Source organism: Bordetella genomosp. 8, assembly GCF_002119685.1.
Classification (GTDB): Bacteria; Pseudomonadota; Gammaproteobacteria; order Burkholderiales; family Burkholderiaceae_B; genus Bordetella_C.
Map to the genome: position 1 here is coordinate 344,571 of NZ_CP021108.1, position 26,581 is coordinate 371,151.

Consider the following 26,581-nt stretch of genomic DNA (forward strand, 5'->3'; position numbering starts at 1 on the left):
CACTATAAATGGAAATGACTGCCGCCCGCGCGCCGGCGGGCCTAGGATTTCCCTTGCATCACATACGACCCGGAGTTCAGCGGACAGCGATCCGCGCCCGGGTATCCATGGATCAAGGGGAATTGCATATGAACGCACGAACGCTACGCCGCTGCCGCGGCATGCTGGCCGGCATGGCCATGGCGCTGTCCAGCGCCGCCGCCCTGGCCGCCTGGCCCACCGACAAGGTGGTCCGCATGGTGGTGCCCTTCGCGGCCGGCGGCTCCACCGACCTGATCGCCCGCAAGCTGGCGGAGGGCCTCAGCAAGAACCTGGGCGCCAACGTGATCGTCGAAAACCGTCCGGGCGCGGGCGGCACCGTGGGTACGGACTACGTCGCCCGCCAGCCCGCCGACGGCTACACCATCCTGATGGGCTCGGTCAGCACGCACGGCAGCGCGCCCTGCATCTACCCCAGCCTGCCTTACAACGCGGCCAAGGACTTCACGCCGCTGGCGGTGGTGGCGACCATCCCCAACGTGATCGTCGTCAACAACAGCAAGGTGCCGGCGCAGGACCTGCAATCCTTTGTCGCCCTGGCCAAGAAGGACCCCGGCCGCTACACCTACGCATCCAACGGTCCGGGAACGTCGAACCACCTGGCATCGGCTTTCTTCACCAGCGCGGCCGGCATTTCGATGACGCACGTGCCGTATCGCGGTTCGGGCCCCGCGCTGATCGATCTGCTGGGCGGCCAGGTGGACATGATGATGGACGTCATCATGACGTCCTACCCCTACATCAAGGAAGGCAAGCTGCGCCCGCTGGCGGTGACGTCGGCGCAGCGCAGTCCCATGCTGCCTGACGTGCCCACCGTGGCCGAGTCCGGCTACCCCGGCTTCGAGGCCATCGTGTGGTTCGGCATGTTCGCGCCGGCCCATCTGCCCGCCGACATCGCCACGCGCCTGAGCCAGGCCATCGTCAAGGTGCAGAACGGCCCGGAGATGAAGCAGTACCTGGAGAGCACGGGCTCGCAGGTTTCTTCCATCACCGGCGATGCCTTCGCCGTCATGATCAAGGACGACAACGCCAAGTGGTGCAAGGTCGTGCAGCAGGCCAAGATCAAGCTCGACTAGTTCCAGCCATGCGTGGCGCGGACGCCATCCGGCGGCGGCGCCACGCCAGATAGACTCTTTTCAGGAAGACAACGATATGTACCGTATCGGCATAGACGTCGGCGGGACGTTTACCGACTTCACCATGATCGACGAGACCGCCGGGGTGGTGCATTTCCACAAGGTGCCGTCCACCCCTGACGATCCCTCGCGCGCCATCGCCACCGGCATCGCCGGCATGCTGGAGATGCACGGCGTCGAGCCCGCGCAGGTCTCGCACGTGGGCCACGGCACGACGGTCGCGACCAACCTGATCATCGAGCGCAAGGGCGCGCGGGTCGGCCTGATCACGACGCGCGGCTTTCGCGACGTGCTGGAAATCGGCCGCCAGACCCGCCCGCACCTGTACGACTACGGCGTGGGCAAGCCGCCCGTGGCCGTGCCGCGCCAGTTCCGTATCGAAGTCGCCGAGCGCGTGCAGGCCACAGGTGAGGTGCGCGAGCCGCTGGACGAGGCCGCGGTGCGCGACGCGGCGCGCTATTTCAAGGAACAGGGCATCGGCGCCGTCACCATCTGCTTCCTGCACGCCTATCGCAATCCGGTGCACGAACAGCGTGCGCGAGAGATCGTCGCGCAGGAAATGCCGGACGCCTATATCAGCCTGTCCAGCGAAGTGCTGCCCGAGTTCCGCGAATACGAGCGCCTGTCGACCACGGTGCTGAACGCCGCCGTCGGCCCGCGCATGGCGGGTTATCTCGAACGCTTCCTGCAGCGCGTGCGCGAACTGGGTATTCCGCACGAGCCGCATACGGTGCATTCCAATGGCGGGCTGATGTCCATCGCCAGCGTGCGCCAGTTCCCCGTGCGCACCTGCCTGTCCGGCCCGGCGGCCGGCGTGGTGGGCGCCGCCGCGGTGGGCCGGGTGATCGGCAGCCCCAACCTGGTCACTTTCGACGTCGGCGGCACCAGCACCGACGTGTCCCTGATCGTCGACGGCAAGCCCCTGTTCACGTCGCATCGCCACGTCGCGGGCTATCCCGTCAAGACGCCCATGGTCGACATCCACGTCATTGGCGCGGGCGGCGGCAGCATCGCCTGGATGGACGATGCGGGCGCGCTCAAGGTCGGCCCGCACAGCGCCGGCGCGGTGCCCGGCCCCGTGGGCTACGGCCGCGGCGGCGTCGAACCCACCATCACCGACGCCGAGATCGTGCTGCAGCGCCTTAACCCGGTGTCGCTGCTGAACGGCCGCATGCCGGTCCATGCGGAGGCCGCGCGCCAGGTCATCCAGGAAAAGGTGGCGCTGCCGCTGGGACTGGGCATCGAGGACGCCGCCGAAGGCATCCTGCGCATCGCCACGGCCAACATGAGCCGTGCCATCCGCGCCGTATCCACAGAACGCGGCTACGACCTGTCGCGCTTCGCACTGTTCGCCTTCGGCGGCGCGGGACCGCTGCACGCGGTGGAAGTCGCGGAAGAATGCGGCATCCCGCGCGTCATCGTGCCGCAGGAACCGGGCACCATGTGCGCGCGCGGCATCCTGCTCAGCGACATTTCCTTCGATTTCGTGCGCAGCGAGATCGCGCTGGCCAATCCGGCGAACTGGACCCGCGTGGCGGCCATCTTCGAGTCGCTGCGCCAACAGGCCGACGAATGGCTGGCCGCGGAAGGCGTGGCGCCGGACCTGCGCGCCGCGCATTGCGCCATCGACGCCCGCTACGAAGGGCAGAACTTCGAAGTGCAGGTGCCGCTGGACGACATCGCGGAAAGCGGCTTCCAGGAATTCCTCTCGCGCTTCGCCCAGGCGCATATGCGCGAATACGGTTACGACGTCGACGACCGCGCCATCCAGATCATCAACTGCCGCGTGCAGGCCACCGGGCAGGTCATCAAGGCCCCGCTGTCGCCGCGCACCGTGCGCGGCACGGTGGCCGAAGCGCGCATCGGCGCGCGCGACACCTGGTTCGGCGCCGCCCACGGCTGGCTGGAGGCGCCCGTCTACGACCGCGGCCGCCTGCCCACCGGCGTGTCCTTCCAGGGCCCCGCCCTGGTCGAGGAAATGAGCTCCACCACCGTGATCGGCGTCGACCACCATGCGGTGGTGGACGATTACGGCAACCTCATCATTACCCTGCAAGGCAACGCAAATGGCTGAACCTACCCGCACGGACGATGTGCTGGCCGATCCCATCGGCATGGAAGTCTTCTGCAACCGGCTGCTGTCGATCACGGAAGACATGAACAACACGCTGGTGCGCGCGTCGTTCTCCACCAACATCAAGGAGCGCAAGGACTGCTCGGTGGCGCTCTTTGACGCACTGGGCCGGCTGGTGGCCCAGGGCACGCAGATTCCCCTGCACCTGGGGTCGCTGAACGGCGCCATGCAGGCCATCCTGGAACGCCATCCCGTCGACACCATCCAGGAAGGCGACATCTTCATCTGCAACGATCCCTACCTGGCCAACGGCAGCCACCTGCCCGACATCAACATCGTCACGCCGGTGTTCTGGGAAGGGACCTTGCGCTTCTTCGCGGCCAACATCGCCCACCATTCCGACGTCGGCGGGCCGGTGCCCGGCTCCATCGCCGGCGGCTTGAATTCCATCTTCGCCGAAGGCATCCGCATCCCGGTCACCCGCATCGCGCGCGCCGGCCAGATGGACGAGGACCTGCTCAACCTGATCTGCGCCAACACGCGCGACCCGGAAGAACGCCTGCTGGACCTGCGCGTGCAGATGGCCACCAACCGGCGCGGCGCCGCGGCCATGCAGGGCCTGATCCGGCAGATGGGGCTGCAAGCCGTGCTGGACTCCGTGGACGACGTGATCCGCTACACCCGCCGCCGCCTGCTGAACCGCATCGCCGAGCTCAAGCAGGGCAGCTATACCTTCCAGTCCGACCTGGACGACGATGGGCTGGGCGGCGATCCCGTACGCATCCAGGTGACGCTGACGGTGCATCCGGACCGCCTGCATTTCGATTTCACCGGTTCGGGGCGGCAGGCGCGCGGCGCCATGAACCTGCCCGTGAATGCGCTGCGCGCCTCGGTGTACTACGCGGTCAAGGCGCTGCTGGATCCGGAGATCGCCCCCAACGCGGGGCTGTTCGAACCGATCGACATCCATGCGCCGCTGGGCACCATCACCAATCCGGAGCATCCCGCGGCCGTGGGTGCGCGGTCGATTACTGCGCAGAAGGTCGCCGGCGCGATATTCGGCGCCTTCCGCGGCCTGCTGCCGCCGGAGAAAATCATGGCCTCGGGCAACGACTGCTGCCCGGCCATCGTGTTTTCCGGCAAGTGGTCGACGCGGCCCGGCCAGTTCGTCTACCTGGAAACGCTGGGCGGCGGCGCGGGCGCGCGCCACGATAGCGATGGCATGGATGCCGTGCACGTGCACATGACCAACACGTCCAACCTGCCGGTGGAGGCCCTGGAAAACGAGTATCCGCTGCTGATGGACGAGTACGCGATGATCGCCGATTCGGGCGGCGCGGGCCGTACGCGCGGCGGGCTGGCCATCGCCAAGCAGATCAGCGCGCTGGTGCCGGGGATCGTATTCTCCGCGCGGTCGGACAGCCATACGGTCGGCGTGGCGACCGGGGTGGACGGCGGCCTGGAAGGGCGCCGCGCGCGGCTGGTGCGCAATCACGGCACCGACAGGCAGGAAGAGCTGTTTTCCAAGACGGCGAACATCGTGCTGGACGCTGGCGAAAGCGTGCGCATCGAAACGCCCGGGGGCGGTGGCTATGGCGCTCCCGGGCTGCGCACGCCCGAGCGCCTGCGGCGGGACCTGCTGGACGGCAAGATCAGCGAGTCCGCGGCGCGCGATGTCTATGGGGCCGGCAAGCTCGCTTGAGCGTGCCTTCCATGGGGCGGGCGTCGGCGCCCGGGACAGGCGTACCCATGGTCGCCGCGCGGCGGTTGCGACGGGAGCGGCGCGTGCGCTAGCCTAGGCCGATTGGCCGCCGCCAGCGCGGCCTCCGTCTGGAGATCGCCTCATGTCGACTGCTACGCACGCTTCCCCCGTCTGGTTCATCACCGGCTGCTCCACCGGCTTCGGCCGCGCCCTGGCACAGGCCGTCATCGCGCGCGGCTGGCCGGTGGTGGCGACCGCCCGCGATGCGGCGCGCCTTGACGATCTGGTGCGGCAGGCGCCTGATCGCGTCCTGGCCGTCGCGCTGGATGTGACCGACAGCGCCGCCATCGACGCGGCGGTGCGCGCGGCGCTGGAACGTTTCGGCCGCATCGACGTGCTGGTCAATAACGCGGGCTACGGCTATCAATCCACGGTCGAAGAGGGCGTGGAGGCCGAGATCCGCGCTCAGTTCGACGCCAATGTCTTCGGCCTGTTCGCCATGACCCGCGCGGTGCTGCCAGGCATGCGCGAGCGGCGGCGCGGACACGTGATCAATATCACCTCCGTCGCGGGCCTCGTGGGCTTCCCGAGCTCGGGCTACTACGCCGCATCCAAGCATGCGGTGGAAGGCTTTTCCGACGCGCTGGCGGCGGAGGTCGCCCACCTGGGCATACAGGTCACCTGCGTGGAGCCAGGCCCCTTCCGCACCGATTGGGCCGGGCGGTCGCTGCGGCAGACGCCGACGCGGATCGCGGACTACGCCGACAGCGCGGCCAAACGGATGGAGAGCACGCGGCAGAACAGCGGCAAGCAGATCGGCGACCCGGACCGCGCCGCGCAGGCCATGATCCATATCACCGAAATCGACACCGCGCCGCGCCATCTGGTCCTGGGCGCATTCGGGGTGAAGGCCGTGACGGACAAGCTCAGGGAACGGCTGGCGCAGATCGAGCAGTGGCGGGATGCGGCGCTGGCCGCGGATTTCCCCGAGTAGGGCCAGGCCGGCCGGGCCTCAGTCCACGATGAACAAGGTGGCGCCCGCCGCCGTCGAAGACCGGTGCGCTTCGGCGCCATCCGCCACCTGATAGCTCATGCCCGGCCGAAGGGTGAAGGTCCGCCCATCTTCGAGTTCGGTATGCAGTTCGCCGGACAGGCACAACAGGATGTGTCCCTTGCTGCACCAATGATCGGCCAGGTATCCCGCCGTGTATTCGACCATCCTGACCCGGATGTCGTCGAACTGCCGCGTGCGCCACAGCGCCTTGCCGGTCACGCCGGCATGCTCGGTCGTTTCGACGGTCGACCAATCGGTCGTGCCAAAGGGGATGTCGGAAAGCTGCATGGTGGAATGTCGCCAAGGTCCGCGCACGGCGCGCGTGTCTGCGTGACATTGTAGAGCTGCCAGCCGCGGGCCTTATCGCGGCGGCTGGCGCTTGACCAGCCTGTAGCGCAGGTCCACCGTTTCCCGCAGCCCGTGCATGCGGCCTTGCGCGTCCATGGCCAGCACGAAACACGCCGTGATGAAGCTGCGCGACGGATCCAGGGCGCTCTCGTCCGGTCGCGGCAGGCTCGCGCTTCCGCGCCAGGTCAGGAATACGTCCACGCTGTACTCGCCGTTCGCCTCGCGCCGCACGCGATATTCCGTGGCGGCGGGCGGAGACGACGGAAACTGGGCGCGCGTACCGTCCGGCAAGTGCAAGGGCAGGCGTTCCGGCGCCGCCGCCATCGCGGCCATGTAAGCGTCCGCGACGCCACCATGCAGGCAGCGCAGCAGCGCCCCCATGGCGCTGCCGGCCAGCTCCCGCAAGGCATGCAGGGCCGCGCCCATCGCGGCCAGCCTGGCATCCTTGTCCAGGCGTACGGCAAAGCCGGGGCTGCATATCGTTTCGCCTCGCGCATTCACGCCTTCCACCGCCAGGGCCATGCCGGGACCGTCCAGTATGTCGCGCGCGAAACGATCGTCCACCAGGAACCAGGTGGACGTGCCGTCGCCGGCGTATAGCTGAATCGAACGGGTGTCATGCCTACCGCCACCGTCGCTGCGTTCGACGCGCTGGCCATGTGCCGCGTGCCCGCCATCGCCGGCCTGCCCAAACGCCGCCTGCAACCGCGCTTCCAGCGCCGCATGCATCGCGCGGCTGACGCAGGGCCGGGCGATGCGGCCCTGCGCGTCCCACTCCACGCCATACTCGCCCGCCAGCACCGCGCGCAGGGCACGTGCGTCGATGCCCACGGCGGCGTGGGGTCCATGACCGCCCGCTTCGTCCGTGCGGCCACCTCCCGTCTCGTCCCTGCCCTGGACGGCGTCATGCAGATGATTGCCCAGCCTGGCCGCGATGGTCAGCCGCGCGGCGCACCGGTCCAGCCGTACCGCCTCGTCGCGCGGCTGGCGGGAGATCCAGTCCGCCAGTGCGAACAGGGGTTCGAGCAAGGTTTCGCCCGCGAGCCCGGATCGTGCCACCGCCTCGCGTACGGCCGCGCCAGGCCAGGCGGGATGCGTGCGCGCAATCCGTGCCACCGCCCGTTGCACGATGCCAGCGGTCATCGCATCGTTCGCGTCCGCGGAAGTCTCCGCCCCCATGGCCAGCAGGCGCTCGTTCAACCGCACCAGGATGTCGCCAAGGTCGCGCAATCTGGCGCAGGTATCGCCGGCGCCGCCGTCCGCATCCGCCAGCGTCGCCAGCAGCGCGTCCATCGCGCGATCCGCGCGCGCAGGGATTCCGGACCGCAGCGTGATGGCCGCCTTCAACGCATTCTTGCCCGGCAGCGTGCCGTAGCCCGACAGGATGGGCAAGGCCTGGCGCAGTTGGCCCAGTTCCGCGTCCGACAGCCCGCGCAGTGCGCCGGCGTCGTCCTGATGGCGCCCGTCCGGCAGCATGGCGCACACGCCGGCCAGCACGTGGCGCAGCGAGTCTTCCAGCGACGCGGGCATCGCGATGTTGAAGGCCTCCAGCGTCGCGCCGAGTTCGCGCAGGGCGCCAGCCAGCGCGCCCAGGCGGTGGATCGCCACGGGCCGGTCGCGCAAGGCGATGGCCTCGTGCAGCGCGGCCAGCGCGGCATGCGCGGATCGCATGTCGGCGGCGAGCATATCGGCCTGCACGGAATCGATCAGCGCGGTGACGGACGCATCCGTGGCGGCTGCGCCGCTGGCGACGGCCAGCGACGACTTGATGGACGACAGCTCGCGCGCCGGCAATGCCCGCAAACCCTGGCCGCGCCAGCTTTCGGGCAAGTGGCGCAGTACCTGCAGCAGGACGTCGGTGCGGACGCTGGCGCGCAGCAGGTTGGCGTTGTGCAGCTTGCCGGTCAGCACGATGGCGGCATTGTCCAGCTGCGTGTACACGGACCGCATGGCGTCGCCCAGGCGGCCGGGATCGACGACGTGTTCGACCATGCGCGCGGTGCGCGCTGCCACCATGCGCTTGCGGCCGTCGAGCTGCAATTGCAGGGCCTCGCGCCAGCTCGTGAGCGCACTGCCTTCGCATGCCTGGATGAAGGCGAGCGCCGCGCGCATGCAAGGCGCCTCGGCGCCGTGGCGCTCGTCCCGCGCCGACAGGTCGGGCCAGGCCTGCGCGGCGAGCTGTCCCAGTTCGTCATCCGACAGCAGGTCCAGCGTGTACGACAGGATACGCGCGGGAGGCCGCGAGGCCGAAGACAGCCAAAGCCCTATCCCATGCAACTGTTCCAAGGTGGCGCGTACCCTGTCGGCGGCGTCGGCGGTCTGTTCCTGTATGACCAGCAGTCGTCCGATCAGGGGCGTGGCCATGCGTTCGGCCAGCGTGTCGGCCACCGCCTGTTCCAGCGCATCCAGCAGGTGGTTGGCGATGCCGCGCAGCTTGCCGTTCTGGCGTTCTGCCAGCTCGCGCGTCACCGGTCGCGGCGCGGTCAGGTCGTTGTACAGCTGGGACAGTTCTTCGGGCTGTTCGATCGTGGAAAGACAGCGCCGCAATATCGCCATCACCACGGCTTGCGCGAGCTCATGGCCTTGCGGCCGGGCGGCCACGCAGGCCGCGCCCAGCAGCCGGGCGCCGTGCGTGGGCCGCAGCTCGTCGATCTCGCGCCGCTTCCACTCGTCGATGAAGCGGTGCATGGATGCGGCGAGCCGCACTTGCGCGCGCTCCGCCTGCATGGCGGCGCGATGCTTCTTGCTGGCCAGGAAGTACCGTATGGTGTATGTCAGCGCGTTGCCGCCGGCGTGCCGGGGCGGGCCGGCGTGGCACGCATGCGATGCGCGCCGCTGTCCGTTCGCACGGACGCGAGCTGGCAGGGTCGCGGCATGGCGGGCGGTGTCGATTGGCGCGGGTGGCGTGGGGCGTTCGGGCAGCGTGTGGCTGCAACCGGGCAAGGACATGGGTGCGGCTCCGCATGCTTGGGCGACGTGGATAGGTGTCGCCGCGCTGGCGGGTGTTCCGGCACGTTTTCCAGTGATGTTCCCCCCGCATGCACCCCCACACGCCTGAGGTTCATGCAGGCGTCGTGACGGCTCAATGCGCGTCGGCCGACGGCGCCTTGGGCGGCTGCACCTTGCGCATCAAGGGCACCAGGGCGGTGGCGAAGATGAAGCACACCATGATCGCCAGGAACGCGTCCGAATAGGCCAGCGTCTGCGCCTCCCGGTACGCCAGGGACCACAGGCGGCTCAGCCCCGCGGTCGCCGGATCGATCGCCCAGTCGGTGGCCTGCGCCGTCATGCGGGCCAAGGCGTCGTTCATGGCTTCGTTGGTGATGTTGAGGTGCTCGGCCATGCGGTAGAAATGCAGATTGGTGCGGTCGTTCAATATCGTCGCGCACACGGCGATGCCGATGGCGCCGCCCAGGTTGCGCATCAGGTTGAACAGGCCCGATGCCAGCTTCAGCCGCGCGGGCGGCAGGCTGCCCAGCGTCAAGGTAACGGTGGGCGCCACCGCGAACTGCTGCGCCGCGCCGCGGAAGGCCTGCGGCAGCAGCAGTTCGGCGGAGCCCCAGTCATGCGTGATGGGCATGAAATTCCACATGGAAAACGCAAAGCAGGCCAGTCCCGCCATCAGCAGCCAGCGCAGGTCGACGCGGTTGGCCAGCATCGTGTAGAGCGGGATCGACAGGATCTGGAAAACCCCGGTCGAAAAGATGGCCGTGCCGATCTGCAGCGCGCTGTAGCCCCGCACATGGCCCAGGAACAGCGGCGTCAGGTAGATGGTGGCGAAGATGCCCACGCCGGTGGTGAACGAGAACACGCAGCCCAGGGCGAAATTGCGGTCCTTCAAGGCCCGCAGGTCGACGATGGGCTGCGCATAGGTCAGCGAACGCCAGATGAAGGCGACGCCGGCCAGGCCCGATATCCATGCCGTGGTCAGGATGGTCGTATCGTCCAGCCAGTCCCAGCGCGGGCCTTCTTCCAGCGTGTATTCCAGGCAGCCCAGGGATAAGGCCAGCAGGACGATGCCGGGATAGTCCGCGCCGCGCAGCAGCGACGGCTCCGGCCGGTCGATGCGCACGAACAGCGGCACCATGACGGTCACGAAGATGCCCGGCACCAGGTTCACGAAGAACAGCCAATGCCACGAGTAATTGTCCGTGATCCAGCCGCCCACGGTCGGTCCCAGCGTGGGCGCGAGCGAGGCGAGCCCGCCCACCGTCGCGGCGGCCAGCACGCGTTGCGGCCCGGCGAAGAATGCGAATGCCGTGGTGAATACCAGCGGGATCATCGATCCGCCCAGGAAGCCCTGCAGCGCCCGGAACGCGATCATGCTCTGGATGTTCCAGGCCCAGCCGCACAGCAGGCTGGCCACGGTGAACCCGGCGGCCGACGCCGCGAACAGCCAGCGCGTCGACATGACGCGCGCCAGCCAGCCGGACAGCGGGATGACGATGATCTCGGCGATCAGGTAGGCGGTCTGCACCCATACCGTTTCGTCGACGCCCGCCGACAGTCCGCCGCCGATGTCCTTCAGCGATGCCGATACGATCTGGATGTCGAGCAGCGCGATGAACATGCCCACGCACATGGTCGAAAAGGCGAAGACCTTTTCGACGACCGACATATCCGCGGGCGAGCGCAGCGCGCCGGCGGTGCTCACGGCTGCGTCCGTTCGTCGACTTCCGCCCGCACCGACAGCCCGGGCCGCAGCAGGCCGAGCCGCGCGTCCGCGTCGTCCAGCACGATGCGCACGGGCACGCGCTGCACGATCTTGGTGAAGTTGCCCGTGGCGTTCTCCGGTGGCAGCACGCTGAACTGTGCGCCCGTGGCCGGCGCCAGGCTGGCCACCTTGCCATGGAAGACGCGGTCGGGCACGACGTCCGCCACGATGGAGACGCGCTGTCCGGGCGCCATCCGGGCCAGCTGGCTTTCCTTGAAGTTCGCGTCCACCCACAGCCCGGCAGCCGGCACCAGCGACAGCAACTGCATGCCGGCCGGCGCGTAGGCGCCCTGGCGGGCCCGGCGATTCCCCACCGTCCCGTCCACCGGCGCACGCACCTCGGTATAGCCCAGGTTCAGCCGGGCCTGCTCCCGATCCGCGACCGCTTGCGCCAGCGCGGCGCGTGCCTGGCCTTTGCGCGTATCGATGACGTCCAGTTCGCGCTCCGCCGCGACCAGCGCGGCCTCGGCTTTCTGCTGATTGGCCGCCGCCTGCTTGTAGTCGGCATCCGCCTTCTGCCAACTCTGCACCGAGGCGGCCGCGCTGGTCGACAGGGTTTTGTAGCGGGCCTGGTCCTGGCGCGCGCGCACGGTTTCGGCCGCGGCGGCGGCGACGCTGGCGCGCGCCTGCAGGATCATGGCTTCCTGCAGGCGGCGGTTGGCATCCAGGTTGGCCAGCAGCGCCTGCTCGGCCGCCACGTTGCCGTCGGCTTTTTCCAGGGCCGCCCGATAGTCCCGGTCGTCCAGCCGGACCAGCAGGTCGCCGGCGCGCACGGATTGGTTGTCGCCCGCCGCGACCTGGGCGATGTATCCCGGCACCTTGGCGCCCAGTACCGTGATGTCACCGCCCACGTAGGCGTCGTCGGTTTCCTGGATATAGCGGCCTTCGGTCCACCAGTGGTATCCGTACCAGGCGGCGCCCACCACCGCCAGCACGGCCACGGTCAGGTAGAACCCCCGCCGGCCGCCCTTGCGAGCGGCGGGCAGGGTGGAAACGGGGGCAACAGGAGGCGCGGCCGCGCCGGCGGTGGGGGTGGACATGACGATCTCTGCGTGACTTGCGATGTGGCGCGACGCGGTTGCGATGCGGTTGCGACGTGGTTGTGATGGGGTGCGATGGGTTCGGGCGGCTCTTCTCAGGTGGCGATCCGGTCGACGAACTCGTCCGGATCGAAACGTTCGTCCGGCGCCTGGCCCTGGCGCTTGCGCGCCGCGAATTCCATCCGGTACCGCGCCCGTGGCGTGGCGGCTGGCCCGGGCACCACGACGTAGTCGTCCGGACCCAGGATGCGGCCGTTGGAGCTGTCGACCAGGCGTTGTTCCACCGGCGCGCCGGTTTCGCGCGCCACCAGCATCATCGCCGGCCCTTCCGGCGAAAAATGCCGAGTGCCCCAGGCCACCATGGCCACCATCACCGGCCGGAAGTCGTACGCGATCGCGGTCGGCAGGTATTCGTAGCGGGCCGGGTGCTGGCTGTACATGCGCTTTTCCAGCAGGCCGGCGTCGACCAGCTCTTCCAGGCGCCGCGTCAGGATGTTGGGCGCGATGTCCAGGCTCTTGCGGAATTCGTCGAAACGCGTCATGCCCTGGAAGGCGTCGCGCAGGATCAGCATGGTCCACCGCTCGCCGACACGCGCCAGGCTGCGGGCGATCGGACAGGGCATGGCGGCGAAGTCGGTCGGCTGCATAAGGGACTCACTTTCAAAGTGAAAGTGATAGTAGGCCTGTAACTTGCAATATGCAAGTTACTCCGGCGCTTTCGTCCCGGCGGCGCGGCACGGCAACAACAAAATGGCCCGCTTGCGCGGGCCAGGATCAGGTTCCGGGAGAGGCGGGACCGCCTAATCGCGGAAATTCTGGAATTGCAGGGGCAGGTCGACGTCCGTCTTGCGCAGCAGCGCGATCACCGTCTGCAGGTCATCCCGCTTCTTGCCCGTGACCCGCAGCTTGTCGCCGTTGATCTGCGTTTCCACCTTCAGCTTGGCGTCCTTGATGGCGGCGATCAGTTTTTTGGCGATGGGCTGCTCTATGCCCTGCTTGATGGTGACTTTCTGGCGCGCCCCGCCCAGGTTCACCAGCGGATCGGCGGCGTCCATGCTGCGCGGATCGATGCCGCGCGAGGTCAGGCGGCCGCGCAGGATATCCAGCATCTGCTTGAGCTGGAAGGCCGACGGCGCCGTCTGGGTGACGACGTACTCTTCCAGCTCGAATTTGGCATCGGTGCCCTTGAAGTCGAAGCGCGTGGCCAGTTCCCGGTTGGCCTGGTCGACGGCATTGCTCAACTCGTGCTTGTCCACTTCGGAAACGACGTCGAAAGAAGGCATGATGGGGGTCCTCTGTAGATAATCGGGGCGATTTTCCCACGGCCGACGGGGGTGCGGAAAGCCGCTATGCTATGGGAGCCCTCCACGAGCCCCAAGCCAAATCGCCATGAGCGCAAGCGAGCACGCCGCCATTGCCAGTCCCGCCAGCCATGTCTCGGCGCGCCAGCGCACGCAGCGCGCGATCGCCATGGTGGAGGCCGCCAAGGGCGTGGGTGCGCTCGCCGCCAGCATCGGCCTGTTGAGCCTGCTGCACCATGACCTGCGCCATATCGTCATCGTGCTGATCGGGCATTTCAACCTCAATCCCGACGCGCGCTATCCCAGCGAGCTGCTGCACTACGCCTCGATCCTGCAGGACACCAGCCTGCGCACGCTGGTGGGGCTGGCCGGGGCCTACGTCACCCTGCGCCTGATAGAAGCCTATGGATTATGGCGCGATCGCGCCTGGGGCGAGTGGCTGGGCGCGCTGTCCGGCGCCATCTACGTTCCCTTCGAGGTCCGCCACCTGCTGCACCGGCCCAGCGTGCTGGCGGCCGGCGTGCTGCTGTTCAACGTCGCCATCGTCGCTTTCCTGGCGTGGCAGCTGTGGCACCGGCGCCAGGCCGGGCGCGCCGCGCATGCCTGAGGTCGCGTATCAGTGCGCCGGGCCGCGCACCGTCACGCGCTGGCCCCATTCCATGGCCGTCTTCACCACCATGGTCAGCAACGCCATGCAGGCCAGCAGCGCCGCCGCCGTGAACGCGCCCACCGTCTTGTAGTCATCGTTCAGTTGCTCGATGAGCAGGGGCAGCGTCACCGTCTTGCCGCGGATCGCACCCGACACCACCGACACCGCGCCGAACTCGCCCACCGCGCGTGCGTTGGTGATGATGGTGCCGTACAGCAACGCCCATTTGATGTTGGGCAGCGTGATGCGCCGGAATATCTGCCAACCGCTGGCGCCCAGCGTCAGGGCGGCGTATTCCTCGTCCGAGCCCTGCGCCTGCATCAGCGGAATCAGGATGCGCGCCACGAAGGGCGAGGTGACGAATATCGTGACCATCACGATGCCGGGCCAGGCGAACATCAGCTGGATATCGTGCTGGCCCAGCCATCCCCCCACTACGCTTTCCATGCCGTAGACCACCAGATAGCAGAGCCCCGCCACCACTGGCGACGTCGCGTACGGTATGTCCACCAGGGTCGTCAATATCTGCTTGCCGCGAAAATCGTAGCGGGTCACGCACCAGGCCAACAGGATGCCGAAGACCACATTGATCGGCACGGTCAGCACGGCCGCCAGCAGCGTCAACCCGATCGCGTGGCGCATTTCCTCGTCGCGCAGGTTGTCGAACAGCGCATGCCAGCCGGCCGATAGCGCCTGCTGGAAAATCAGCGCGAGCGGCAGCACCAGCAGCATGGTGGCGCCGGCCACGCCGATGGCGATCAGCGCCCACTGGCGCCAGTTGCTTGGTGTCTTACGCATGGGATGCCCTGCGCCTCCTTATCCTCTACCCGGCCGCTGCCAGGGCAGCAGACGGCCCTGCAGCACGTGCAGGCCGAACAGCATCAACAGCGACGCGGCCAGCACCACGGTGGCGATCGCCGAAGCCGCCGGATAGTCGAATTCCGACACCCGGACGAAGATCATCAGCGAGGTGATTTCGGTCTTGAAGGGGATGTTGCCCGCGATCATCACCACCGCCCCGAACTCGCCCAGGCTGCGGATGAACGCCTGCGACGCGCCGGTGAACAGCGCCGGGGTCAGGGCGGGCAGCAGGACGCGCCACAGCGTCTGCCGGTCGTTGGCGCCCAGGGTGTGCGCGGCCTCTTCGTATTCCGGGCCGATTTCTTCCAGCACCGGCTGCACGGAGCGCACCACGAAGGGCAGGCTGGTGAAAATCATCGCCGACACCAGGCCCGGAAAGGCATATGAAATCTTGACCCCCGCCTGGGCGAACCAGCTACCTATCCAGCCGTTCGGTCCCAGCAGCACCGATAGCGTCAGCCCCGCCACGGCGGTCGGCAGCGCGAAGGGCAGGTCCACCAGGGAATCCAGGAACAGGCGGCCGGGAAACCGGTAGCGCACCAGGATCCAGGCCAGCAGCAGGCCGAACAGCACCACGATGACGGTCGACAGCAGCGCGCCGAGCAAGGTGACGCGATAACTGGCCAGCACGCGCGGATCCGTGATGGCCTGCCAATACTGGGACGCCGTCATCTCGCTGGTATAGGCCAGCAGCGCTGCGATGGGAAACAGGATCACCAGCGAGATGAACAGGCTGCTGACGCCGAAGCTCAGTCCGAAGCCTGGCAGCGTGGGATGTTGTTTGAAGAAGCTCGCCATACCTGCCTGAGGAAAGCCGAACGGTCGCGTCGGCCGGGCCCGCCAGCGCAAAGGCCCGCGCGGCGGCGGGCCAGTCTACACCATGTCCGCGGCCGGCCGGGGTGGCGGCCCGCCGCGGGGCGGCGATCAGGATTTGCCGGCCAGCAACTGGTCCAGCACGCCGCCATTCTTGAAATGCTTGTCCTGGATTTCGTCCCAGCTGCCCAGCTTCTGCGGATCCAGCAGTTCCACCTTGGGATAGCGGCTGGCGTTGGCCTTGACCACTTCGGGATCGCGGACGCGATAGTTGAAGCTGGCCAGCAGGTTCTGGATCTCCGGCGAATACTGGTATTGCAGGTAGGCTTCGGCCAGCTTGCGCGTGTCCTTGGCATCGACCACCTTGTCGACCACCGCCACCGGGAACTCGGCCAGCACGCTGACCGGCGGAACCACCACTTCCAGGCCCAGCGGCTTGAACTCGTCGCTGGCGGCGATATTCCGCACTTCGGATTCGAAGGTCAACACCGCATCGCCCTGGTTGTTCTGGGCGAAGGCCACCGTGGCGCCGCGGCCGCCGGTGGGGAAGCTTTCCACGTTGTGCAGCAGCTTGCCGACGAAGGCGCGCGTCTTGGCCTCGTCGCCGTTGAACTTCTGCTGCGCGTACAGCCACGCCGCCAGGTAGGTGTAGCGGGCATTGCCCGAGGTCTTGGGATTGGGGAACACCACCTTGACGTCGTCGCGCACCAGATCGTCCCAGCTCTGGATGTGCTTGGGGTTGCCCTTGCGGACCAGGAAGGCGATGGTGCTGTAGTAAGGCGAGCTGTTGCCCGGATATTTTTTCTGCCAGTCCTTGGCGACCAGGCCGCGCTTGGCCAGGATGTCCACGTCCGGCACCTGGTTGAAGGTCACCGTGTCGGCCTTCAGTCCCTGCAGGATGGCCTGCGCCTGGCGCGACGTGCCGCCGAAGGATTGTTCCACCGTGACGGTGTCGCCGGTCTTTTCCTTCCAGTACGCGATGAACTTGGGATTGATCGCGGTGAAGAGTTCCCGCGCAACGTCGTACGAGGAATTCAGCAGGGTCTGGGCCGAAGCGGCGCTCGCACCCAGCAGCAGGGCGGCGGCGATCGACGTGGCGAATAGGCGCTTGATCAAGTAAGGCTCCACGGGGAAACGGTGGCGTTCGAGATGAACGGCCGACGCATCATGCCAAGGGCGCTTATTTACTCAAACGACTTAATTCTGTTTTATATATTCTTATTGGTTATAAAGAGGCCGCTTGTACCCCAGGGGCATCGGGCGGCGTCGTGGTGGTCGTCCATGGACGCCAGGGGACGCCCGGCCGCGTCAGGGCGCGTCGTGAGGGATCGCGCCGGGCGGCAGGTGCGCCCGGATCAGCGAACCCGCCACCGAGTCGGTGGGCGGGATATCGGGCAAACGTTCGCCCGGGCCATACCACTGGGCGTCGACGATTTCCTTGCCGTCCACGCGTATGTCGCCACCGTCGTACTCGGCCGTGAACGCCAGCATCAGCGAATGGGGAAAGGGCCAGGACTGGCTCTTGAAGTATTTCAGGTCGCGTACGCGCAGGCCGACTTCTTCCTCGACTTCCCGGTGCACCGTGGCTTCCAGCGATTCGCCGGCTTCGACGAAGCCCGCCAGCGCGCTGTAGCGGCCGGCCACGAAATTGGCGTTGCGCGCCAGCAGGATGCTGTCGCCCTTGCGGATCAGCACCATCATGGCGGGCGAGATCCGCGGGTAGGCCGACAGGCCGCAGTTCGGGCAGCGCATGCAGAACTCATGGGCCACGCGCACCGTCGGCGTGCCGCAGTGGCCGCAAAAGCGGTGGGTCCGCGCCCATTCAGCGATCTGGAACGCCCGCCCGGCCACCGCCGCGACGTTCTCGCCCAGGACCGGGAACATCTCGCGCAGCCGCTTGAAGACATAGCCGGCCGGCGCCGTGGCGTCGCGCGCCAGGGCTGCGCTCACGCAGGCCTGGCCCAGGTGCTCGCCCATGGCCTGCCACTGGATGTCAGCCGCCCAGTCGTGGCCGTGCAGATCGTCGCCCGGCAGCGCCAGGTCGTCGGCGCGCACCAGGAGCTCGCTGCCGCGGAAGACGAAGACCCGTCCGGCGGGCGTGACGACCGTGGCGGCGATGTCGGAAGGAGAGACTGCGGTGTGATCGTCCATGGCGGTTGCCGGGGTTCAGCCCGCGGCCAGGGCCTTTTCGATCTCGGCGTGGAATTCCTTGGGATCGTACTCGCCCAGATAGCGCTTGATGATCCTGCCCTGCTTGTCGATCAGGAAGGCGGTCGGGGTCAGCCGCACGTCGCCGAAGGCCTGCGCCGTCTTGCCTTGCGCGTCCAGCGCCACCGTGAACGGCAGCTTGCGGGTCTGGGTGTAGTTCAGCACGTAGTTGGGCGGATCGTATTGCATGGCGACCGCGACCGTCTGGAAGCCCTTGGGCGCATAGCGGTTGTAGTCGGCGATCGTGTCGGGCATCTGCTTGATACAGGTGACGCAGTCGGTCGCCCAGAACTTGACCAGCACGACCTTGCCGCGCAGATCCTGCATCGACACCTTGCGGCCGTCGATGGACGCGAAGGTGACGTCCGGCGCGGCCTGCGCCGGACGCAGCACGAACCAGCCCGCGATGCCCGCAAGCACCACCACCATGACCGCGACAACGAGCTTTTTCATCCGAATTTCCCTCGAACCAAGATCCATCCCCGCAGTGCGTCGCCCCACGGGGGCGCCGCCTAGCGGATCGGCATTGCCTGGGCGCCGCCGCCGGCCGGGGCGGAAGAGGTCTCCGCCGCGCCGTTGCCCGTCTCGATCGGCGCACGCTGCGCGCCGCTATCCGCCGGGGCCGGCGTATTGCCGCTGGAACCGCCCGACAACCGCACCGCGTCCTCGCGGCTGATGGTGTCGAACAGTTTAACCACCTTGGCCACCCCGCTGACCCCGGCCGCGGCGTTGGCCGCATATTCTCCTTCGGCCTGGGTTACTTTCCCCTGAAGATAGACCACGCCCTTGTCGACCGTGATCGAAATCGACCCCGACGGCACGTACTTGGTATTGATCAACTCCGTGCGGACCTTGGACGCCAGCCAGGTGTCGTTGGACCGGACGCTGAAGCTGGCGGCCGGACCGACCGTCAGTTGGTTCACCACTTTCCTGACTTTTTCCACCCGGGCCAGCTGGGTGGCTTCCGCCTTGATCGCATCGTTGGGCACTTCGCCGGTCAGCAGCACCACGCCTTCGTAGGTACTGGCGTTCACCCGCGCGGCATCCCCGGCTTTCTCGGAAATATTGTGTTCCGCCTTCAGGCTGATGCTTTGGTCGTCCAACTGCGTACCCGAGGTGCGGCGGTCCGTCGCCACCACGGCACCGCCGGCCGCCGCCGCGCCCACCACGACCGGCGCGCAGGCCGACAGGGTCAGGACGGACGCGGTCAGCGCCGCCGCCAGGGCGATGGCGGGGAATCGGGGCTTGAATGTCATTCGGTGTCTCCCAGCAGTAAGGCATCGATACCGTCGCACAGGGCATGCAGCAGCACGATGTGCGCTTCCTGGATACGCATGGTGCGATCGTTCGGCACGCACAGATGGACGTCGTGCGCCGTCATGAGTTCCCCGGTGACGCCGCCTTCCTTGCCGGTCAGCGCGATCACGTGCATGTCGCGTTGCTGCGCGGCCTGGACAGCCTTCACCACGTTGGGCGAATTGCCGCTCGTGGTGATCGCCAGCAGGACGTCGCCCGGCTGGCCCAGCGCGTTGACCTGGCGTTCGAAAACGTCGTCGAAGCCGTAGTCGTTGCCCACGGCGGTCAGGATGGATGTGTCGGTATTCAGCGCCAGGGCCGCCAGTGGCAGCCGCTCGCGCTCGAAGCGGCCGACCAGTTCGGCGACGAAGTGCTGCGCGTCGGCGGCCGAGCCGCCATTGCCGCAGGCCAGCACCTTGCCGTTGTTCGTCAGGGCGTGGAACAGCACGTCCACGGCCACGCCCAGCGTATCGGCCAGCACGTCGCGGCTGGCCTGGAGTGTGGCGATCGCATTATTGAAGTGCGACACCATGCGAGTCGTCATATCGATCATGGCGCGGATTATCTCATGGCGACATCGAAGGCGTGACGCAGCCAGCGCGGCGTTTCGCCATCGAACGCGACCACGTCGAAACGCACCGCCGGCGGGCGGCCGCCCCAGTGGCGGGCCGCCAGCGCCGGCAACAGGCAGCAGGCCGCGCGGATCAGCCGCGCCTGCTTGTCCGGCCCCACGCTGGCGGCCGCGCCGCCGTAGCCGCCATCGCCGCGCGCCCGCACTTCCACCAGCACCAGGGTGTCGCGGTCGCGCAGCGCCAGGTCGATCTCGCCGGCACGGCAACGCATATTGCGCGCCAGCGGGCGCAGGCCGGCCTGCCTGAGCAATGCCAGCGCCTGGTCTTCATAACGGCTGCCGATCCGCTGCGTCGGCGATAGCCGCCGGGACGCGCCGCCGGGTGGGTCGGATGCGCCTCCCGAATCGGGGGCGTCCGGTACGCCCGCTGCCGCTGCCGCCGCCGCCGACAATGCGTCTTCGTCCAGCCAGGTCACTTCAATGGCCGCGGCGTTGCGGCCAGTGCTCTTCGTCTTCTCCCGCCGGCGCCGGCGCAGCCGCAGGGCCTGGGCACGGCGGGCCGATTCGAACAGCGGGTCGGGGATGTCCTGGGCCATAAGCCACTACACTGGCAGCGTCAGCCAGGTATTTTTCCCGTAATGAACGAAACCGTCACTCAGCCGGCAGGCGCCGACGCCTGGCGCCGCGTCGCCGAACGTGTCGCCGGCCAGCAATGGCCCGCCGCCACCCTGTACGTCGTGGCCACGCCCATCGGCAATCTCGGCGATCTCGGCCTGCGGGCCTGGGAAGCGCTGGTCCGCGCCGACGTCATCGCGGCCGAGGACACCCGCGAAAGCCGTACATTGATGGATGCCTGGGGTATCGGCACCCCGCTGATGGCCGCCCATCGCCACAATGAGGCGGCGGCCGCGCAGGCCATCTGCGACCGCCTGGCGCAGGGCCAGCGCGTGGCCCTGGTGTCGGATGCCGGGGCGCCCGCCGTCAGCGACCCGGGCGCGCGCATCGTGCGCGCCGTGCGGCAGGCCGGCCATGCCGTCGTGCCTATCCCCGGCCCCAGCGCCGTCATCGCGGCCCTGATGGCCAGCGGCGTGACCTCCGACGAAAATCCCGCCTTCGTGTTCGCCGGCTTTCCTCCCGCCAAATCGGCCGCGCGCCAGCGTTGGCTCGCGCAATGGGGCGGCGTGCCGGCGCCGGTGGTGATGTTCGAATCGCCGCACCGCGTGGCCGCCACGCTGGCCGATATGCTCGCCACCCTGGGTCCGGAGCGGGAAGTCACGGTCGCTCGCGAACTGACCAAGCGCTTCGAGGAAATCGCCACCATGGCGCTGGATCAGGCCGGCGACTGGCTGCGGGCGGAGCCACACCGGGGCCAGGGGGAATTCGTGCTGATCGCGCATGCCGCGCCGCCGCCGGATGCCGACGCGGCCCTGGTCGATCCCGCCACCGACACGCTGCTGGACGCACTGCTGGAATCCGTTTCGGTGCGCGATGCGGCACGGATCGCCGCGCGCGTCAGCGGTTTGCCGCGCGATGTCCTCTACGCCCGGGCGCTGGCGCGCAAGCCGGCCTGACAACGGCAGGAGCTTGCCCTGAAGACGCCATGACCACGGCCGACACGCGCATCGTCGATACACCCTTGGGGCCGATGCTGTTGCAGGCGGGAGGCGGTGCGCTGACCGGCGCCTGGTTTGTCGGCCAGCGCGACTGTCCCCCCGATCCCGCCGGGATGACCGATGGGATGCCTAATGGTGCGTCCGCGGCGCATGACCGGACGGTCTGCCAGGGGCATGGCCTGGCGCCCGGCCGCGAAAGCGCCGCGTCTCTCGTCCTGCATCAGGCTGAGCAGGAACTTGCCGACTATTTCGCCGGCCGCGGGCGCGCGTTTTCGCTGCCGCTCGCGCCACGCGGCACGCCCTTCCAGCGCCGCGTCTGGGATGCGCTGCGGGATATCGCTTTCGGCGAATTGGAGAGCTATGGCGACCTGTCGATGCGCTGCGCGCAGTCCGCCGCCGTGCGCGCGGTCGCGCAGGCCGTCGGCCGCAATCCGATCTCCATCTTCATTCCCTGCCATCGGGTCATCGGCGGCAACGGCGCGTTGACCGGCTTCGGTGGCGGCCTGCCCCGCAAGCAGGCCTTGCTGAAGCTGGAAGGCCATGTCTACGCCAGCGCCACGCCGGACGCGAAACGCCTCACCGTGGATCCACGCCAGGGTTTGCTCTGGTAGTTGAGCCGGCCGATCCGCGACCCGACTGTTGTTGACGGCCCTTGACGGCTGACCCAGGCCGGCCGTACCTGGCCGGCCGCACCTAGCCGGCCGCACCTGACCGGCCGTACGCTATCGCGTGGCGATCGTCGGTGAAATGCCCGTGCTGCTGGACACCGTCGGCACCGCCGACATGGCCGCATTGCGGTCGGCGTACGGGCCGACCCGCACGCGGTACAGCTGGCCGGCCTGTTCCACCGTCGCCGGCGGCAGGCCCGCGGCCGTGAGCGGTCCGTTCACGCGCGCCGCCAGCGACTGCGCGTTCGCGGGCTGGCTGAACGCCCCCAGCTGCAGATAAACCGAGCCCGAGCCCGCCGGCGCCTGCGCGGCGGCAGGCGAGGCGATAACCGGCGCCGCCGCCGTGGCCGCCGGCGGCAAGGCCGTGGGGCCGCCGGCCACGCCGCCACGACCCTGCGGCAGGCTGTTCATCGCCGTACCGCCCACCGGCGCGGAGGGCGCCGACGGCAATGGCATCGCTGTCGGCGTTTCGCCAGCCGACAGCACCACCGGGACGGGAATGGAAACGTCGGCGCCCGCCAGGGTGCCGGACCCCGCGCTTGCGCTCCCCGCCGCGGCATCGGCGCCCACAGCGCTATCCGCGCCGGCGCCACCCACCGCCACGGCGGCCGCCGCGCCCGCGCGCCGGCCGCTTTCGCGCTCCGCCACCATGCGCCGCACTTCGTCCGGCAGTATCCGTTGCACCGTGACCTCGCCGCTGCCCGGCCCGATGATCCCCAGCTTGTAGGCCGCGACATAGGAAAGATCCATGATGCGGTTGTCATGGAACGGTCCCCGATCGTTGACGCGCACGATGATGGTCTTGCCATTGATCGCGCTGGTCACGCGTGCATAGCTGGGTATCGGCAGCGTGGGGTGGGCGGCCGTCATGGCGTACATATCGTAGGGCTCGCCTATCGACGTCGAATTGCCGTGGAACTTCTTGCCATACCAGGACGCGATGCCACGCTGCGTGTACGGCTGATCGCCCGTCATGGGCACATAACGCTTGCCGAACACCACATAAGGCCGGTTGGCGCCGCTGGCCAGCGGTTCGATGCGCGGCTCGGCGTCCGGGACCGCGGCCAGATTGCCCGGCGGATTGGCGTCGGGACCATCGTCCTGGTAGTAGCCGCCGCGCTTGCGGCCCCCGGTACTGGAACAACCCGCCACCACCGCGACCAGCAACGCGATGACAAGTAGATTGCGCAGGTGCCGGAACGTCATGCGTGTTCTTCGGGGAGTTGGGTGCGGTGTCGAACCAGCAAGGGGCGGTGGTCGGCGAAGCGCTGCGCCAGCTGTTCGACGACGTAGACGGAACGGTGCTGCCCGCCGGTGCAGCCGATCGCGACGGTCAGATAGCTGCGCGTGTCTTCCATGTAGCGCGGCAGCCATTTGCGGATGAAGTCCGTGATGTCGTCCGTCATCTGCCGCACCGTATCGAAACTGGCCAGGTAAGCGGCCACCGGGGCGTCGCGTCCCGTCAGCGGGCGCAGCGCGGGATCGTAATAGGGGTTGGGCAGGCAGCGCACGTCGAACACCAGGTCGGCGTCGCGCGGCACGCCGCGCTTGAACGCGAAGGATTCGAAGGTCAGCACCACCGCCTGGCGGTCGGCCTGCACCAGGTCGCGGATCCAGGCACGCAACTGCCCCGGCGTCAGCTCCGAGGTGTCGATGACGTGTTCCTGGTCGCGCAGCGGCGCCAGCATCTCGCGTTCGACGCGGATGCAGTCGAGCAGCGAAGCCGCCTTGCCGCTGCGTTGCAGCCTGTCCGTCAAAGGATGGCGGCGGCGAGATTCCGAATAGCGTTGCACCAGCGTGGTGGTGTCGGCATCCAGGAACACGACGCGGATGCGCGTGCCCACGGCGCGCAGCGCGGCGATGGTGGTCGGCAGTTCCGCCAGTTCGCCAGGCGAGCGCACGTCGATCGCGACGGCGACGCGCGCCATATCGTCATCGCGCGCGCTGGCGATGAAGTCGGACAGAAACCGTACGGGCAGGTTATCGACGCAGGTATACCCAGAGTCCTCCAGCAGGCGCAGGGCGACCGATTTGCCGGAGCCGGATATCCCGGTGATGAGGACGACGCTGAACATGAGCATGATTGTGGCACGATTTGTGTGGCGAAATCCGCGTCACGGGGCGCATCTGTAACTGATATGCCCGTAAACTGCCCGACTTGCCCCTGTTCCGTTTTTTCGCATCCCGGCCTAATTCGATATCCGTACAAAAAGGCGCGATCGATGGGAGTCTCCAGGCTTTGCCGTGCCGCCACGGCGGTTTTATTCGCGACCGTGCCGGGGATCCGGACCACGGTCCGGCCCGTCCCCCGGTCCGCGATGCAAGGCGCGCTCGCGCGCGTCATCGCCATCGTCCTGGGCGCGCTCGCCGTCGTGGCGGGATCCGCTGCTCACGCTCAGGCATCGGATCAGGCGCCGCTGGAGCCGGGCAGCATGCGTGCCCGCGTGGCGGCCTGTACCGCCTGCCATGGCGAACAGGGCCGCGCCGGCCCCGATGGCTATTACCCGCGCCTGGCCGGCAAGCCGCGCGATTACCTTTATCACCAGCTGCGGAATTTCCGCGATGGCCGTCGCCAGTACGCCCCGATGACGCATCTGCTGCGCAATCTGCCCGACGATTACCTGCGTGACATCGCCGCCTATTTCGCCGATCAGCACGTGGCTTATCCCGCCCCCGTACCTGCCGACGTCGGCGCGGCCATGCTGGAGCGCGGCCGCCTGCTGACCACGGCCGGCGACAAGGGACGCGACGTGCCCGCCTGCGCGGCGTGCCATGGCGCCAGCCTGGGCGGCGCGGCACCGGCCATTCCCGGCCTGCTCGGCCTGCCGCGCGATTATCTGTTGGCGCAGATCGGCAGCTGGCGCAGCGGCACCCGCCGCGCCGCCGAGCCGGATTGCATGGCGCATGTGGCCCGCCAGATGACGCCGGAAGACATCGCCGCCGTCGCGGCCTGGCTGTCGTCGCAGCCCGTGCCCGCCGCGTACCAGCCCGAGCCGCCTGGCTCCATCGCCCTGCCGGTGTCGTGCGGCAGCCAGGAATAGCGTTTACGCCATGACCACACCCCAGCCCGATCCCGTGCGTGCCGGCGACGGCCACGCGAAGCGTACTTCCAGTCACCGCGGCGCCCGTGCCGGCGCCCGTGCCGGCGCCCGCATCGCCGCCGCGTTGCTGCTGCTCGCGGCCGTGGGCGTGGCCGCGCTCGCATGGCGCGGTTATCGCGAGGATGCGTCCACCGGCCCCACCCACGCCATCGCGGATCCCGCGCAGCGCGTCGCCTATGGCGCCTACCTGGCCAGGGTGGGGGACTGCATGGCCTGCCACACCGTGCCGGGTGGCCAGCCGTACGCGGGCGGCGCCGCCATCCCGACGGCGTTCGGCACCTTCTACGGGCCCAACATCACGCCGGACGCCACGCATGGAATCGGCAACTGGTCGGCGGACGATTTCTGGCGCGCCCTGCATCAGGGCAAGTCGCCGTCAGGCAGCCTGCTGTACCCGGCGTTTCCCTATACCGAGTACACACGCGTCAACCGGGCGGATGCCGATGCGATCTATGCCTACCTGCGTACCGTGGCGCCGGCGGCGCGGCCCAGCCGGCCGCATGAGCTGGATTTTCCCTATGGCTGGCGGCCCGTGCTCGCGCTATGGCGAGGCCTGTACTTCCGGCCGGGCGTGCATGCCGACGCCGATGCCGGCGCGGCCGTGGGCGCCACCGCCAGCAGCGGCAGCACGATCACCAACGCCAGCACCGGCACCGGTACGGACACGGGCGCACCCGGCGCCGTGCTGGCGCGCGGCCGCTACCTGGTGGATGGACTGGGACACTGCATCGCCTGCCATGCGCCGCGCAATGCCTTGGGCGCCACGCCCGGCAAGGCCGGGCTGTCGGGCGGCGTCATCGAAGGCCTGGGTTGGTATGCGCCGCCGCTGGACGGGGATCCCGACCATGGCATGGGCCGCTGGTCCGAAAACGATATCGCGGCCTTGCTGCAGACCGGCACCAGCCCCCACGGCACCGCGTCGGGCCCCATGGGCGAGGTCGTCAGCGGCAGCACGCAGTTCCTGACCGACCCCGACGCCCGCGCGATCGCGGCCTACCTGAAGTCCTTGCCGGCTGCTCCCGCTTCCACGCAAGCCAGCGTCCGCGAAGCCACGAACCTGCGGCGCGGCGGCGCGCTCTACGAACAGCATTGCGTCCAATGCCACGCCGCCGACGGCCGCGGCAAGGGCAGCGCCTGGCCGGCGCTGGCGGGCAACATCAGCGTCACCGCGCCCTATCCCGGCAACGTCATCCACATGGTGCTGGAAGGCGGCTTCGCGCCCGCGACCCGCGGCAATTCGCAGCCGCACGGCATGCCGCCCTTCGGCCAGACGCTCAGCGACGACGACGTCGCCGCCGTGGTGACCTATGTGCGCAATAGCTGGGGGAATGCGGCGGGTGGCGTCAGCTCGCTGCAAGTGAAGCAGGCCCGCGCCGCGGGAGGCTGAAGCGTC

At 68.5% G+C, this 26,581-nt stretch carries 25 protein-coding genes; 9 read left to right on the top strand and 16 right to left on the bottom strand.

Features of this window, described 5'->3' with window-relative positions:
- Nucleotides 1-128: 128 nt before the first annotated feature.
- From CAL12_RS01580 to CAL12_RS01595, 4 genes are all read left to right on the top strand, one after another.
- Nucleotides 129-1,115 (top strand): Bug family tripartite tricarboxylate transporter substrate binding protein, encoded by a 987-nt coding sequence (locus CAL12_RS01580; protein WP_086062876.1) that lies wholly within the window; start codon nt 129-131, stop codon nt 1,113-1,115.
- A gap of 76 nt (nt 1,116-1,191) precedes the next feature.
- Entirely contained in the window at nt 1,192-3,249 is a 2,058-nt protein-coding gene (locus tag CAL12_RS01585) for a hydantoinase/oxoprolinase family protein (RefSeq protein WP_086062877.1), read from the top strand.
- Nucleotides 3,242-4,951 (top strand): hydantoinase B/oxoprolinase family protein, encoded by a 1,710-nt coding sequence (locus tag CAL12_RS01590; protein WP_086062878.1) that lies wholly within the window; start codon nt 3,242-3,244, stop codon nt 4,949-4,951. Before CAL12_RS01585 ends, CAL12_RS01590 begins: the two co-directional genes overlap by 8 nt.
- 142 nt (nt 4,952-5,093) lie before the next feature.
- Nucleotides 5,094-5,945, top strand: a complete 852-nt coding sequence (locus tag CAL12_RS01595) for an oxidoreductase (RefSeq protein ID WP_086062879.1) — start codon at nt 5,094-5,096, stop codon at nt 5,943-5,945.
- 18 nt (nt 5,946-5,963) lie between these two features.
- Here CAL12_RS01595 and CAL12_RS01600 read toward each other — a convergent pair whose 3' ends face one another.
- The 6 genes from CAL12_RS01600 to CAL12_RS01625 all read right to left on the bottom strand — a co-directional run bounded on the left by CAL12_RS01600 (nt 5,964) and on the right by CAL12_RS01625 (nt 13,390).
- Nucleotides 5,964-6,293: a DHCW motif cupin fold protein gene (locus CAL12_RS01600; protein ID WP_086062880.1), complete on the bottom strand. Its 330-nt coding sequence runs from the start codon at nt 6,291-6,293 to the stop codon at nt 5,964-5,966.
- Between the two features lie 72 nt (nt 6,294-6,365).
- Nucleotides 6,366-9,302 carry a hypothetical protein gene (locus CAL12_RS01605; RefSeq protein WP_086062881.1) on the bottom strand — a complete coding sequence of 979 codons (2,937 nt, stop codon included), beginning with the start codon at nt 9,300-9,302 and terminating at the stop codon, nt 6,366-6,368.
- Between the two features lie 133 nt (nt 9,303-9,435).
- A complete protein-coding gene (locus tag CAL12_RS01610; protein WP_086067615.1) occupies nt 9,436-10,971 on the bottom strand; it encodes a DHA2 family efflux MFS transporter permease subunit in 1,536 nt (511 codons plus the stop codon).
- A 32-nt stretch (nt 10,972-11,003) separates the two neighbouring features.
- Nucleotides 11,004-12,107 (bottom strand): HlyD family secretion protein, encoded by a 1,104-nt coding sequence (locus CAL12_RS01615; RefSeq protein ID WP_086062882.1) that lies wholly within the window; start codon nt 12,105-12,107, stop codon nt 11,004-11,006.
- A gap of 95 nt (nt 12,108-12,202) precedes the next feature.
- On the bottom strand, nt 12,203-12,754 hold the full coding sequence (locus CAL12_RS01620) for a winged helix-turn-helix transcriptional regulator (protein ID WP_086062883.1): 552 nt from the start codon (nt 12,752-12,754) through the stop codon (nt 12,203-12,205).
- A 153-nt stretch (nt 12,755-12,907) separates the two neighbouring features.
- A complete protein-coding gene (locus CAL12_RS01625; RefSeq protein WP_086062884.1) occupies nt 12,908-13,390 on the bottom strand; it encodes a YajQ family cyclic di-GMP-binding protein in 483 nt (160 codons plus the stop codon).
- 106 nt (nt 13,391-13,496) lie between these two features.
- Here CAL12_RS01625 and CAL12_RS01630 point away from each other — a divergent pair, with 106 nt between their 5' ends.
- Nucleotides 13,497-14,015 (top strand): DUF2127 domain-containing protein, encoded by a 519-nt coding sequence (locus CAL12_RS01630; protein WP_086062885.1) that lies wholly within the window; start codon nt 13,497-13,499, stop codon nt 14,013-14,015.
- A 9-nt stretch (nt 14,016-14,024) separates the two neighbouring features.
- On the opposite strand, the gene cysW is transcribed toward CAL12_RS01630, so the two are convergent.
- The 8 genes from cysW to CAL12_RS28665 all read right to left on the bottom strand — a co-directional run bounded on the left by cysW (nt 14,025) and on the right by CAL12_RS28665 (nt 20,402).
- Nucleotides 14,025-14,855, bottom strand: a complete 831-nt coding sequence (gene cysW, locus CAL12_RS01635; RefSeq protein ID WP_086062886.1) for a sulfate ABC transporter permease subunit CysW — start codon at nt 14,853-14,855, stop codon at nt 14,025-14,027.
- A gap of 18 nt (nt 14,856-14,873) precedes the next feature.
- Nucleotides 14,874-15,716, bottom strand: coding sequence for a sulfate ABC transporter permease subunit CysT (gene cysT / locus CAL12_RS01640; RefSeq protein WP_086062887.1), 843 nt, complete (start codon nt 15,714-15,716; stop codon nt 14,874-14,876).
- A 126-nt stretch (nt 15,717-15,842) separates the two neighbouring features.
- Nucleotides 15,843-16,847, bottom strand: coding sequence for a thiosulfate ABC transporter substrate-binding protein CysP (gene cysP / locus CAL12_RS01645; protein WP_086062888.1), 1,005 nt, complete (start codon nt 16,845-16,847; stop codon nt 15,843-15,845).
- A 192-nt stretch (nt 16,848-17,039) separates the two neighbouring features.
- Nucleotides 17,040-17,882 (bottom strand): NAD(+) diphosphatase, encoded by an 843-nt coding sequence (gene nudC, locus CAL12_RS01650; protein ID WP_086062889.1) that lies wholly within the window; start codon nt 17,880-17,882, stop codon nt 17,040-17,042.
- 15 nt (nt 17,883-17,897) lie between these two features.
- Nucleotides 17,898-18,392, bottom strand: coding sequence for a peroxiredoxin family protein (locus CAL12_RS01655; RefSeq protein ID WP_086062890.1), 495 nt, complete (start codon nt 18,390-18,392; stop codon nt 17,898-17,900).
- 59 nt (nt 18,393-18,451) lie between these two features.
- Complete coding sequence (locus CAL12_RS01660; RefSeq protein ID WP_086062891.1) at nt 18,452-19,195, bottom strand: BON domain-containing protein; 744 nt, start codon at nt 19,193-19,195, stop codon at nt 18,452-18,454.
- Nucleotides 19,192-19,785, bottom strand: coding sequence for a phosphoheptose isomerase (locus CAL12_RS01665; protein WP_198298452.1), 594 nt, complete (start codon nt 19,783-19,785; stop codon nt 19,192-19,194). The genes CAL12_RS01660 and CAL12_RS01665 overlap by 4 nt, the downstream gene beginning before the upstream one ends.
- A gap of 11 nt (nt 19,786-19,796) precedes the next feature.
- Nucleotides 19,797-20,402, bottom strand: a complete 606-nt coding sequence (locus CAL12_RS28665; protein ID WP_086062892.1) for a YraN family protein — start codon at nt 20,400-20,402, stop codon at nt 19,797-19,799.
- A gap of 42 nt (nt 20,403-20,444) precedes the next feature.
- Between CAL12_RS28665 and rsmI the strand changes: the two genes are divergently transcribed.
- Together rsmI and CAL12_RS01680 are read left to right on the top strand one after the other, a co-directional pair.
- On the top strand, nt 20,445-21,377 hold the full coding sequence (gene rsmI, locus CAL12_RS01675) for a 16S rRNA (cytidine(1402)-2'-O)-methyltransferase (protein WP_086062893.1): 933 nt from the start codon (nt 20,445-20,447) through the stop codon (nt 21,375-21,377).
- A 29-nt stretch (nt 21,378-21,406) separates the two neighbouring features.
- Nucleotides 21,407-22,030: a methylated-DNA--[protein]-cysteine S-methyltransferase gene (locus CAL12_RS01680; protein ID WP_086062894.1), complete on the top strand. Its 624-nt coding sequence runs from the start codon at nt 21,407-21,409 to the stop codon at nt 22,028-22,030.
- Between the two features lie 111 nt (nt 22,031-22,141).
- Here the strand turns inward: CAL12_RS01680 and CAL12_RS01685 are convergent, their stop codons facing one another.
- Together CAL12_RS01685 and rapZ are read right to left on the bottom strand one after the other, a co-directional pair.
- Nucleotides 22,142-23,293, bottom strand: a complete 1,152-nt coding sequence (locus tag CAL12_RS01685; RefSeq protein ID WP_086062895.1) for a septal ring lytic transglycosylase RlpA family protein — start codon at nt 23,291-23,293, stop codon at nt 22,142-22,144.
- The gene (rapZ, locus tag CAL12_RS01690) at nt 23,290-24,162 is read right to left on the bottom strand and encodes an RNase adapter RapZ (protein ID WP_086067617.1); all 873 of its coding nucleotides are present in this window, start codon (nt 24,160-24,162) and stop codon (nt 23,290-23,292) included. The genes CAL12_RS01685 and rapZ overlap by 4 nt, the downstream gene beginning before the upstream one ends.
- A gap of 243 nt (nt 24,163-24,405) precedes the next feature.
- On the opposite strand from rapZ, the gene CAL12_RS01695 reads away from it, so the two are divergent.
- Nucleotides 24,406-25,128, top strand: a complete 723-nt coding sequence (locus CAL12_RS01695; protein WP_086062896.1) for a c-type cytochrome — start codon at nt 24,406-24,408, stop codon at nt 25,126-25,128.
- Nucleotides 25,129-25,138: 10 nt separating this feature from the next.
- On the top strand, nt 25,139-26,575 hold the full coding sequence (locus CAL12_RS01700) for a c-type cytochrome (RefSeq protein WP_086062897.1): 1,437 nt from the start codon (nt 25,139-25,141) through the stop codon (nt 26,573-26,575).
- Nucleotides 26,576-26,581: the final 6 nt, after the last annotated feature.